This window comes from Idiomarina sp. 29L (assembly GCF_004123135.1).
Lineage (GTDB): Bacteria > Pseudomonadota > Gammaproteobacteria > Enterobacterales > Alteromonadaceae > Idiomarina.
Map to the genome: position 1 here is coordinate 233833 of NZ_SDJS01000003.1, position 12158 is coordinate 245990.

At 47.2% G+C, this 12158-nt stretch carries 12 protein-coding genes; 2 read left to right on the forward strand and 10 right to left on the reverse strand.

Features of this window, described 5'->3' with window-relative positions; translation table 11 throughout:
* Positions 1-23 precede the first annotated feature (23 nt).
* From EST55_RS08520 to EST55_RS08555, 8 genes are all read right to left on the reverse strand, one after another.
* Complete coding sequence (locus tag EST55_RS08520) at positions 24-671, reverse strand: GNAT family N-acetyltransferase (RefSeq protein ID WP_240665284.1); 648 nt, start codon at positions 669-671, stop codon at positions 24-26.
* The gene (locus tag EST55_RS08525; RefSeq protein ID WP_100691501.1) at positions 665-1270 is read right to left on the reverse strand and encodes a lysophospholipid acyltransferase family protein; all 606 of its coding nucleotides are present in this window, start codon (positions 1268-1270) and stop codon (positions 665-667) included. Before EST55_RS08525 ends, EST55_RS08520 begins: the two co-directional genes overlap by 7 nt.
* A gap of 3 nt (positions 1271-1273) precedes the next feature.
* Positions 1274-2149 carry a DUF3014 domain-containing protein gene (locus tag EST55_RS08530; RefSeq protein ID WP_129497141.1) on the reverse strand — a complete coding sequence of 292 codons (876 nt, stop codon included), beginning with the start codon at positions 2147-2149 and terminating at the stop codon, positions 1274-1276.
* An 11-nt stretch (positions 2150-2160) separates the two neighbouring features.
* The gene (yaaA, locus tag EST55_RS08535) at positions 2161-2937 is read right to left on the reverse strand and encodes a peroxide stress protein YaaA (RefSeq protein WP_129497142.1); all 777 of its coding nucleotides are present in this window, start codon (positions 2935-2937) and stop codon (positions 2161-2163) included.
* 35 nt (positions 2938-2972) lie between these two features.
* Positions 2973-3911 (reverse strand): protein translocase subunit SecF, encoded by a 939-nt coding sequence (gene secF / locus EST55_RS08540; RefSeq protein WP_100691498.1) that lies wholly within the window; start codon positions 3909-3911, stop codon positions 2973-2975.
* A 15-nt stretch (positions 3912-3926) separates the two neighbouring features.
* Positions 3927-5771: a protein translocase subunit SecD gene (gene secD / locus EST55_RS08545; protein WP_129497143.1), complete on the reverse strand. Its 1845-nt coding sequence runs from the start codon at positions 5769-5771 to the stop codon at positions 3927-3929.
* A 30-nt stretch (positions 5772-5801) separates the two neighbouring features.
* Positions 5802-6137, reverse strand: a complete 336-nt coding sequence (gene yajC, locus EST55_RS08550; protein WP_088767508.1) for a preprotein translocase subunit YajC — start codon at positions 6135-6137, stop codon at positions 5802-5804.
* Positions 6138-6276: 139 nt separating this feature from the next.
* Positions 6277-7791, reverse strand: a complete 1515-nt coding sequence (locus tag EST55_RS08555) for a sigma 54-interacting transcriptional regulator (protein ID WP_129497144.1) — start codon at positions 7789-7791, stop codon at positions 6277-6279.
* Positions 7792-7899: 108 nt separating this feature from the next.
* Here EST55_RS08555 and EST55_RS08560 point away from each other — a divergent pair, with 108 nt between their 5' ends.
* Both EST55_RS08560 and EST55_RS08565 read left to right on the forward strand, forming a co-directional pair.
* Positions 7900-8517 carry a trimeric intracellular cation channel family protein gene (locus EST55_RS08560; RefSeq protein WP_088767507.1) on the forward strand — a complete coding sequence of 206 codons (618 nt, stop codon included), beginning with the start codon at positions 7900-7902 and terminating at the stop codon, positions 8515-8517.
* Between the two features lie 22 nt (positions 8518-8539).
* On the forward strand, positions 8540-9832 hold the full coding sequence (locus EST55_RS08565) for an SLC13 family permease (protein ID WP_129497145.1): 1293 nt from the start codon (positions 8540-8542) through the stop codon (positions 9830-9832).
* Between the two features lie 12 nt (positions 9833-9844).
* Here EST55_RS08565 and EST55_RS08570 read toward each other — a convergent pair whose 3' ends face one another.
* Together EST55_RS08570 and EST55_RS08575 are read right to left on the reverse strand one after the other, a co-directional pair.
* Entirely contained in the window at positions 9845-11596 is a 1752-nt protein-coding gene (locus EST55_RS08570; protein ID WP_129497146.1) for a TIGR03545 family protein, read from the reverse strand.
* 2 nt (positions 11597-11598) lie between these two features.
* Positions 11599-12105, reverse strand: coding sequence for a DUF2062 domain-containing protein (locus tag EST55_RS08575; protein ID WP_100691489.1), 507 nt, complete (start codon positions 12103-12105; stop codon positions 11599-11601).
* Positions 12106-12158 lie beyond the last annotated feature (53 nt).

Consider the following 12158-nt stretch of genomic DNA (forward strand, 5'->3'; position numbering starts at 1 on the left):
CGCGATCATAGCACAAAGAGGAATTATTTGCGTGAAATTGCGTAAGAGAAATACTTTTCCCGTGTATCGAGGTTTCTGCCAATGTAGCGTGCTTTACTGCTTTCTAACAGTTGCAGAGCTGTTGCGTTATCTTCAGAGACAGGAAACATAACCTGCCGCCATGGCCAGCTTTCCCCAAGCCAACGCGTTAGTAAAGCGAAGAGATCGTTATGGAGGTTATTATCGACAGCACTCTCTAACAACCACCAGCTGACTTCTGCGTTATAGGCACTTTTTGAAATACCACTGTTTTCCTGGCGCTCCGACGCCACAGGCACCATATAAACCGCACCAATAATAGAATTGTCGGATTTATCCAATACAACATAAGTGAACGCAGTCTTTTGTTCGGCTTGTTCCAGGTGGTAGTCCACCATTGTACTGTTTTGTTCCAGCGTACTTTTCTCAGAAGGCCAAGCCCAGCCGAGTTTCCTATACAACCATTTTTGTGATGTCATGTAAGAGTGAAAAAAGCGCGCTTTATCAGACTCCCGTATAGGACGAATAATTAAGTTATTACTTTCAGCTTCACCAGGAACCGTCCATTGCTGTTGCCAAAAGTCGCCCGCCTTAGCTGGCATTGCGGCCAGTACAAGAAAACTAATAACGACAGCAGCTAACCTTCTCAGCACGATGCTTCACTCCGTTTGCCCTGCGCGTGCGCAAAAAATGACTTCACACGAAGCAACTCCTTTTCGATTTCATCGGTTATCATGAGTGCCGGGCCGATATCGATGGCTTTACGGGCAAAATCGAAAGCGACCGGTATGACCGGTACTTTTGCCTGCTTAGCCATGTGCAAAAAGCCTTTCTTCCATTCGGTCACCTTTTTCCGCGTGCCTTCCGGAGTAATGACCAAAATGAGCTCGTCTTTACTGCGAAACTGCTCAACCATACTGCCAACCACACCGTTCGCAGCACTTCTATCAACCGGAATACCGCCCAGCTTGGTCATCAATGTTTTGATTGGGAACCGGAACAAGCTGTTCTTACCCAAGTAATTCAGCTTTAGACCCATAGCCAACATAACAAACGCGCCAACCGGAAAATCCCAATTTGACGTATGCGGTGCGACCGGCAGAATAGCCTTTTTTACCGCAGGCATACTGCCGTTAATTTTCCAGCCTCCCATGAGACGCATTCCAACGCGACCAACCCAGCGCAAGAAACGGTTGTCTCTCACCGGAAATTCGCCTTTCACAAACTCAGGAAGCTGATCGTTATTTTTCATAAATTACTGCAATGCCTTCTGTATTTCTCTTAATTTCTGTTTAATACGCTCAATGTTGTCTGGCCCCATGCGCAGTAGTTGCTTCTGGGCAGCCGGTAACGCTTCATAGGCGTCATCGGCGTAGGTGTACATCACACTGTCGGCTTTGACCTCCACCAAACCTTCAGGTACCGGTGTTGACAACAGCACATCAATCGCTTCCATTAAAGTATTATCAAAGTCTGAATCTGGGTAGCCAATTTCCGCATAGGCTTCCTGGACTAAGGGTTTAAACAGCTCATAGTTGTCAGCCAACGCGTACGCGTCGAGACTGACAAACCAATCGACCAACGCGTCATAACGACGGTAAGAACTTTCGTCAATGTACAGCTCACCATCCACTTCTATCACGCTAAAACGACCATCAGGACGCTGAACAATAGTGCGGTCTCGGACGATACTGCCATTACTAATATTGTCCGCTAATACAACAGCGTCACGGATAAGCTGAGAACTTTTCAGCGGACGAATGTTAATATCGCTCGAGTCCAGTTCCTGTAAAACCGTAGGCGTACTGTTGTTCAGCTCCGGCAGTGCTATTTGCTCAGGCTCGGGGGCTTCTTCGGGTTGTTTAACCGGTTCAGGCTCAGGCTCTACCGGCTCAGGTAAAGGCTCAGGCTCTTCTTCGGGCTCTTCAGGCTGATAAGGTTCGGCTTCCACCTCAGTTGAGGTCGATTGTTCTACCTTCACTTTTTCTTGCTGTTGCGGCTTTTCTGCCGGTAACCACCACCAAACAACAGCAGCTATGACAGCAACCGCAATGACAATAACAACGGCCCAAGTTGTTTTCCGGCTAGCGTCTTCCGTTGCCGGAGAATTTTCTACTTTGTCGTCACTCATTCAGGGCTCCTTTATTTTTGCTCTGCCCGACAGAATACCAGCTCATTACCTTTTGACAGGTCGCCGTTGTAGCTGTATCCGGCCGCGTCAAACTCTTTAAGATCAGACACAGATTGTGGCGTTTGGTTCACTATAAAGCGCGCCATCATGCCTCTTGCTTTTTTAGCGTAAAAACTAATGACTTTATATTGGCCATTTTTTTCATCTTTAAACACCGGCGTTATAATGTCGGCATTAAGGGCTTTCGGTTTTACCGCAGAGAAATACTCATTCGACGCCAAGTTAACTAATGTTGAGCTGCCAATAGCTTCCAAGTCCTGATTTAACTGTTCGGTTATCGACTCACCCCAGAATTCGTAAAGGTTTTTGCCTTTCTCGGTTTGCAGCTTTGTGCCCATTTCCAGGCGGTATGGCTGCATTAAGTCAAGGGGTCTTAAGACACCATACAAACCTGACAAGATACGCAGGTGCTGCTGGGCGTTTTTCACGGCAGAAGCGTCTAACGTATCGGCATCTAACCCAGCATATACATCGCCGTTAAACGCGTACATTGCCGGGCGAGCATTATCTTCTGTAAACGGCCGTTGCCACTCTTCAAATCGCGCCGCATTTAAGCCCGCTAGCTTGTCGCTAATTTTCATGAGCGACCCTAAATCTTGCGGACTGAGTTTGCGACAGACTTTAACCAAGGCCTCTGCCTGGTCCAGCATTCTTGGCTGGGTGACGTCTAACTTCGGTAAGTCACTTTCATAGTCTAGATTTTTAGCAGGTGAAACAACGGCTAACATGCTCTTATCTCCTGTAATGATAACTCAGAACCCTCTTATTGAAGAGGGTCCTGATCTGCACCTTCTTTTTCAACTTCCGGCGGCATTAAGTCTTCTCGGCTTACACCAAAGGCTAACGCGACGGTACTCGCAATATAAATCGACGAGTAAGTACCAATAACCACACCAAATAACAGTGCCGTTGCGAAACCGTGAATTAACGGGCCGCCTAAGAAGAACAAGGTCAATAACACCAAAATAGTGGTAATTGACGTGACTAAAGTACGGCTTAATGTATCCGTCAGTGCTCGGTTAACCGTTTGCAACGGAGTCAGCTTAGCGAACTTACGGAACGTTTCCCGAATTCGGTCACACACCACAACGGTATCGTTAATGGAGTAACCGATTACGGCTAAAAGAGCAGCCAGTACCGTTAAGTCGAACTCTAATTGCAAGAAAGAGAATAGCCCCAACGTTAGTATCACGTCATGTGCCAATGCGGCTACTGCACCGACGGCCAAGCGCCACTCAAAACGCATTGCAATATATAGCAGTATACAAATGAGGGCAGTAAGCATAGCCAGGCCACCCTGCTCAATGAACTCGTCACCCACATTGGGACCGACAAATTCAATACGGCGCATTTCAACTGTTTTATCGAACTCTGCACGCAGTGCTTCAAGGATATTCGAGCCTAGCTCTTCAGCTTTAACATCAGTACGAGGCTCAAGGCGAATCAAAATATCCTCCTGAGTCCCGTAGTTTTGAACAACGGCGTCTCCAAAACCTTCACTTTCTAAAGAACTGCGTACTCGGTTCAGATCAGCCGGCTCCTGAAAGCCTATTTCTAACAACGTACCGCCCGTAAAATCGAGACCAAAGTTCAGCTTGTTAACCGACAACGACACGATAGAGGCAATAACCAATAATGCACTGATAATTCCGGCAATACCCCGGAAGCGCATAAAGGGAAGTCGTTCTTCTGAATTCATCATTTTCCTGTACCTCCCTTATATCGACAGCTTCGATAAGCGCTTGCCACCCCAAACGGAGTTAACAATGGCACGCGTACCGACAATAGCGGTGAACATGGATGTAATAATGCCGATTGCCAGAGTAATAGCGAAGCCTTTAATTGGCCCATTACCAATAGCAAACAAAATAAGTGCGGCAATTAATGTGGTGACGTTGGCGTCGGCAATGGTCGATAACGCGCTGTCATAACCATGGTGAATAGCTTGTTGCGGACTGCGCTTCGCTTTTATTTCTTCGCGTATACGCTCAAAAATAAGCACGTTTGCATCGACTGCCATACCAACGGTCAGAACAATACCCGCCATACCCGGCAAGGTTAGTGTTGCGCCTGGTATCATCGACATGACACCAATAATTAAAATTAAGTTGGTTGCCAACGCCGCATTAGCGACTAGACCAAACTTCTTGTAGTACACAACCATAAACGCCAGAACTAAAACGAAGCCCCAGAAAATAGCCTGTGTACCTGAATCGATATTTTGCTGGCCGAGGCTTGGACCAACCGTGCGTTCTTCAACAATTTGAATCGGCGCAATCAACGCACCGGCGCGCAATAACAGCGCAAGGTTTTGTGCTTCTTGCGCCCCTACGCCGGTAATGCGGAAATTACTGCCCAGACGCGACTGTATCGTTGCAACGTTGATAACTTCAGCACTTTTGGTGAATTGTAAGTTACCTTCTTCATCACGTTCATCCGTCGCTTCGTATTCGATAAAGACGGTTGCCATTGGTTTACCGACATTATCTTTTGTTGCCAACGACATTTTGTTACCACCAACGCCGTCTAGCGTGATATTTACCTGTGGACGGTTATATTCGTCGTAGCCAACCCCAGCGTTAACGATGTGGTCACCCGTTAAAATAACGTCTTCTTTCAGCAGCTGCTGAGGGCCATCGCGCATAGGTAAGAGTTCACTGCCAAACGGGACTCGGCCGTTCATGGCGTCACGGACATCATTTTCGCTGTCGACCATACGGAATTCCAACGTCGCGGTTGCGCCCAGAATTTCCTTAGCGCGAGCAGTGTCTTGTACGCCGGGTAATTCAACCACAATACGGTTAGAGCCCTGACGCTGAATGACCGGCTCCGCAACACCCAATTCATTCACACGGTTGCGCATGATAGTGATGTTCTGATCAACCGCGTAGTCGCGTGTCTCCGCAATTTTCTGCTCGGTCATTTCCAAACGCAAAGTGCGAGTCTCTTCATTTTCGGCCAACACATAACCCTGATAACGGTTATCTAAGTATTGCGCAGCCTCTTGAAACGCTTCGTCATTTCGAAGTTCGATCTCGACCGCCGTACCGTCCACTCGGACAGCACTGTATCGAATGCGTTCTTCGCGCAGCTCGGTTCTAACGGTGTCTTTCATGCCATCGATAATTTTGGACATTGCTTCGCCCATATCGATTTCCATTAAGAAGTGAACACCACCTCGCAGATCCAGACCCAGCTTCATAGGTTGTGCACCTAAACTTTTCAACCATTCCGGCGTTGCTGGTGCCAGGTTAAGCGCGACAATATAATTGTCGCCCAGGCTGTCGAGAATAGTCTCTCTGGCCTTTAACTGCTCGTTGTCTGAATTCAAACGAACCAACAGTTGTTCATTCTCTAATGATACGCTTTTCGGCTCTATATCAACACTGTCAAGCGCATTGCGCACGCGATCCATCGTGCTTGCATCAATCGTTGCGTTTCTGTCTGCGGAAATTTGCACTGCTGGGTCTTCGCCATAAATATTTGGCAGCGCATAAAGCGCTGCCACTAATACAACAAAGATAATCAGCAGGTTTTTCCACAACGGGTATTTATTTAACACGTCGTGCCCCTGATTATTTCTTTCATCACTTTACAGTGATTTCATGGTTCCTTTAGGAAGAACAGAAGTCACAGCACCTTTTTGAATGGTCACTTCTAACTCGTCAGTTAATGCGATAACAAGAAAATCTTTTTCATCGCTTACTTTAGTGATTTTTCCAACTAACCCGCCTTGAGTCAGTACTTCATCACCTTTACTTAAAGAGCCCATCAGTTCTTTATGTTTTTTCACGCGTTTCGCTTGTGGGCGGTAAATCATGAAATAGAAAATCAACGCGAACATGACCAGCATGAAAATAAGTTCCATACCGCCACCGCTTTGTCCACCAGCTTCCTGGGCATATGCCGGGCTAATAAAAAAGTCCATAAGTTTCCCTCAAATTAATGGTTAAATTATTATTCGTTTTAGTTGCTTCCCCGAAGATATGGGGACACAGGAACCAAAATACAATTCGCAATTTACAGACAATGTATCTTAACAGAAAGTTCTTCCACTCTCAGTAGAATCAAATGTCATAACCTAAGCTTTTTAAACGGCGTCTCAAGCCTATCTGCGAGACCCGTAATTCCCACATCATTGCTTCGGTATCGCCCCGATGTTTCGCGTAACAATCTTTAATATCCGACTCACTGAGATCCTGCGCCGTATGAAGACCATCAAAACGCTGGATTAGCTGATAAACAGACGCCCGGGATATGTTCAGCCTTTTAGCAACGGCTTGAAGTTCAAAGCGGCAGCTCTCAAGTGCTCCGGTTAATTCCCCCCGACTCACGCTGTTGGGTCGACGTTGTTTAGACTCTGACTCAGCCGGGCCCACTTTAGAGGACGACGGCTTCAATAAAGATAATAACTGAGGGTCTAAATACATTTGTTCTTGATTTCGACTGTCTATAACCACTTGCCTTGCGACATTTCTAAGCTGACGCACATTGCCCGGCCAGGTGAAAGTCATAAGTTGCTTCATCAATTCACCCGGTATGACAAATTGGTCTGTTGTTTCCGGATAGAGTTTGCACCATTGTTCACGCACAAACGCGTTAAAGAGTAGGCCAATATCTTCTCTGCGCTGCACTAAAGGTGGCATAAACAGCTGATAAGGAGCCAATTTTTCAAACAGCATTGAAACCATCGACGATTCATCGACCGCGCTGCTCTCCTGGTGACTCGTTATAATAATGCGACACTCAATAGGTAGTGCATGTGCACCATCTTTCGGCATGACACTTTGGCTCTGCAAAGCTCTGTTCAGCAACTTGTGGATATTATCGGAAGCATCCTCAATATCCTCCAGTACAATGGTTCCTCCGGCGGCTTGTTCAAAATAACCCGCCTGATGCTTGCCGTTTCGGACGACCCCAAATAATTCAATCTCAGCGACCGCATCGTGAATTGCGGCTAAGTTTACGGAGATAAAGGGCTTATCATCACCAAACTGCTCTTTATGAATAGCATGCGCCGCTTGTTGCTTACCAACGCCAATCGCGCCTCGAATAATCACAGGAACAGACAGGGTGGCTAGGTGCGAAATCCGCTGACGTATTGCCTGGATGTCTGCGCTTAGCCCCATGAGTGTATGGTTATCATCGACCGTTGTATCTTTTAATGGAAGACTTTTAAGCAACAATACAATTCGGTGATTAAGCCCTAGCACCACGCCATTGTCTAGCTCGTCCTCACTTATCAAGTACTCGTCCTGGGGACGTCGTCCGGCTATAGTCAACACTGTCTTTGTACTGTGTGCTCGCAATTTAATGCCGCCATTATCTGTGGATTCAAAAATAATGGGGGAGCGACTCACATATTCGTCAAGCAACGCTCGCCCCGCATTACCATTTTTGGCGAACTCGGGTTTTACGCGACTTAAATAGTCGGTTCCGGACAAGTGCAAGTCGAGCAATGCTGCTCGTTCGCCAATACGGTCGCGGCTCGGGTGCGTCGCTATAATGAGCATAGGCACTCGCTGATATGATTCTACCAGTTCATCAACTGCATGCTTTGTAGTGCACTGGGTAACACTCATTGGCGCTAATCCTTAGCTGTACTGTTATGAGGCGGCATAATTTGTACTGGGCATCATCAAAAGTTAATGACAAACTAAGCCTTAACATTTTGATCTTTTATACCGCACATGGAACATATATTCTACTGGACAGATCAGGCTGGTGTCGCTGTTTTTGCGATAGCTGGCACATTATTAGCGTTTCGTAAGAAGATGGACGGTTTTGGCGTCATCGTTCTCGCCTCCGCAACCGCTATTGGCGGCGGCACCATCCGTGACCTTATACTCGGCTTGCCGGTTTTCTGGACACATGATGAAGTCTATCTGTACACCATTTTAACGGCGGCGCTATTGACGATTGTCTGGTTGAGGTTCAAAGCCTACATACCCATGACAACACTACAAATAGCCGATGCTTTCGGTCTCGCCTTTTTCGCCGCTATGGGCGCGGAAAAAACACTGACGGCTGGGTTCTCACCGTTTATTGCCGTCATTATGGGCACGATATCGGCGTGTTTTGGCGGCATGCTTCGCGATGTACTTGCGCGCGACGTACCTATGGTTCTCAAAGGTGAACTTTATGCAACCACTTGTCTGGTTGGCGCGACGGTTTACGTTTTATTAGTGCCATTCCAACCGCTTATCGCACTTGCAGCAGGTATGTCAGCAACATTAGTCATGCGCTTGGGGGCGATTAAATATCAATGGTCACTCACGGTATTTCGTGACCATCAGGATCATTACTAGCAAAAAATAATAAGGAAAAACTATGCTAAGTATGATGGGTTTAATTGGAGGGTTGACCTTACTTATCGTGCTTACCCTGCGTGGGGTAAATTTATTTATTAGCGCTCCCTTATGTGCCTTGGGAGTTGCTATTACCAGCAACGTCAGTGTACTTTCCGGAGATGCCAATTTTGTCACGACTTATATGGATGGCTTTTCTGGGTTCATAGCATCTTGGTTTTTTATGTTCTTACTAGGCTCAATGTTCGGTAAGTTCATGGAGGACACCGGCGCTGCAGACAGCTTGGCAAAATCTATTATCGATAAACTCGGTCGTAAGCAAGCAGTTCTCGCGGTTGTGCTTGCCTGCGCAGTGCTAACTTACGGCGGAGTCAGTGTCTTTATTGTTGCTTTTTCAGTTTATCCAATGGCTTTAAGCCTTTTTAAAGACGCCAACCTTCCACGCCGCTTTATCCCGGCTGCACTTACTTTCGGCTCTGTTACTTTCACAATGACCTCGGCTGGTTCCCCTGAGATACAGAACTGGATACCTATCAAGTATTTAGGGACTTCCCCGTATGCGGCCTGGGAAGTGAGCTTGGTAGTTGCGTGTTTAATGGCCGTTATGGGCTACTGGTGGCTCAAGAAAATGATAAACAAAGCTGTTGCTAATGGAGAGCGCTTTGAAAGCCGCCCCGATGACCCTGAAACAATTGTCCGTGACCTACCGTCCCCGCTTAAGTCTCTTATTCCGCTTTTGGTAGTACTGAGCATCTCATTCTTCTTCCACGAAGAGTTTCAGCAGAACGCTTTAATACTGGCGTTGCTGGGTGGCGTTTTGTCATTGGTCATTATTAACATCAAACATTTTCACCGACCACAGAATGCCATAAATGAGGCAACCGTAGGAGCACTTCTCGCTATTGGTAATACTGCCGCTGTCGTTGGTTTCGGTAGTGTCGCTAAAATTACTCCAGCGTTTGAACAGGCTGTTACAGCAATGACAGGGCTACCCGGTAACGAGCTGGTGGGGGCTGCAGTAGCGGTGAGTGTGATTGCAGGCCTGACGGGGTCAGCCTCTGGAGGACAGGCCATAGCGCTTCCAGAAGTGGGGCCTCACTATTTAGATGCCGGCGTTAACCCGGAACAGCTTCACCGAATTGTATCGATTTCATCAGGCGCATTAGACTCTTTGCCTCATAACGGGTATATCGTTACTACCATTCGAGCAATATGCAAAGAAACGCACAGTGCAGCTTATTGGCCAATAGCTGCGGTTACCGTGGTTGTCCCTTTGATTGGGCTAGCTATCGCTATTGGCCTGTTTATGATTTAAAGCTTATTAGGCTTAAGAGTCGCCAAACAGGCGGCCCTTAAGCTTGTCTTTCAGGCTGTCTTCGAGTTTAGACTTCAGCAACTCTTCCAACTTCTGACCTTTTTCGCCTGACTCGCTGTTCCATTGCGTCAGGTTTTGTAGGAGCTCTTCCTGACCGCCAAGCTGTTCAGACACTTTCGCGGTTAAGTCGGCTTTTATATCCGCCAACTTACCATCCGCCTCCGCCATAGCGGTATCGGCTAATAAGCTGCCTAGCTGGTCATCTAAGTCGGAATCGAAACTCAACGATGGACTTTGAATATCGCCGGCAATGTTGGTAGCAATATCCAGACGTTGTAATTGTTCCAGTGCGCTGGCAATCGCATTTGTCAGTTTGCTGGAGCCGCTGGCATCCATATCGAGGTTCAGCATTCTGACCATCGCAGTACCATCAAGCTTGTTTTCTCTGACTAAAATAGTGCCGTCACTGTCGAGCAATGAAGAGACAATTTGGGCACTTAGCTCAGCACTCTGGCTTAACCCGAGATTTTGCAGTTGTGCACCTTTTAGCTGCCATTGCTGTTTGGCATCAATACCCAAGTCTGTTAGTGACAACTCACCATTTAAGTTAAACGCTTTCCATAATTCACTGTTATCAGCACGCGCCTGGTACGTCGTGGGTTGTCCAAGCAAATTGTGCTGGTGGGTAATATTTTGCCAGTCGACATCAATAACGGTGCCGGCGACCATAAACTCGGTACGCGCCTTTTTAATTAAAAATTCTGGCGGCGCATCTTGTTCAGCAAAAGAAATACGTTGTCCCTCACCCCGCACCGGCTCAACGGTTCCGGAGTTGTCTGAGCGCGCCAGCATCGGTCCCAACTGCTCATAGGCCAGCAACAGGTATTGGCTCCACTGCTTTGCTTGCTCACCCAGCAGCAAGCCAGTTACGTTCTGTAAGCCCTGACCATCCATACTAAAAAACGACTTGATTCTGTCAATGTCATTACCGGGGGCATTTTTCAGCTCTGCCACTTGTGTTTGCAGCACGTCTTTCGCTTCTGACACTCTGTCACGGAAGTTTGTGACCGCCTCTTTGTCTTTACGAATCGATTCCTTCAGTTCATCGAGCGCCTTTTTCCGTGCAGCAATGTCACCAAGCCCAGAGGTATCACTGTCCGTTATTTCTTTCAGTTTTTGCTCATACTCCTTTATTTTATCTTCACTCGGCAGAGCCTCTTTTGCAGCCAGCACCTGCTGCTTCTGTTGTTCATACGTTTGCTTCGACTCTTCAATGACTTTGTCAGTCCGCAAGTCAACCTGAGCGACAATTTCGTCAGTTGAAGGCAATGACATTTTTAAGTTTTCCCAGGACTGTCCAGCCCATTGCTTCATGTCTTCTTCTGACGGCAGAACGTAAACTTCCCCCTCACTGTCGCGTTCCTGGTTAACACGAATGCCAGTCATTGTTAGTTGTTCAATTAAGGTACGTCCCAAAATCAGCTCGGTTGGACTAATGTCAGCAGACGCTTCCCCCACCTGCACCCGGTTATGTGTCGGTTGCTGGGGGTTAGTTACTTGCACACCCTTTATGCGCAGCGCCAACGGTGACCAGTTGTGCTCGACCCGTTCAATATTCACTTCAGCGCCATTCAAACGCCCCAGCGTATGCTCTAAAGTAACCTTAATAATGGCGTCCAGAAATAACCACGAAATAGCCACCAACAGCAGCACAAACCCGGCAAATACGGCCAGTCCGGGCCAACGAATAATACCCCGCTTCATAATTACCCCCTAAGACTCGAGTAAATTTGCCAGAACCGGCTGCCTTTAATAATTTGCACAACTCGCAGTTTCATAAAGGCTTTTTGAATGCGCTTACGATAGTTGGCGACAATAAAGTAGCTAATCGCAGCAACGAAAGGAGCGGCCAGTAAACTGAAGACCACACTTCCCATCGTTATGGTGTGGTTAAACATCGACAAACGCCCTACCGCACTAGCGTATGCGGCTTCGTATATGCCTTGCCAGCTCGATGCATTAAGAATACTCAATCCCATGTCGTGGAAAACCGGATCCAACAGGTAGGCAATACCGGAAAACACACCGAAAGAAACCAGAAACAAACTTAAGTTCACCCGGAAAATAAGGGCGGCAAGAATAATAATGAGGTTATGGATCCGCCACAGCGGCGTCAGACCAATGAACATTCCTAAAACCACTGCTAAAGCCAGCGCCCATGGGCTCGTTTCCGAGTTCAGCGCCTTCAGCAGCTTCGCCAAAATTGTCAGCATTTATCTGACTCCTTTCAAAGCAAAAAAACAATAAAATCTGCTTGTTATCCGTT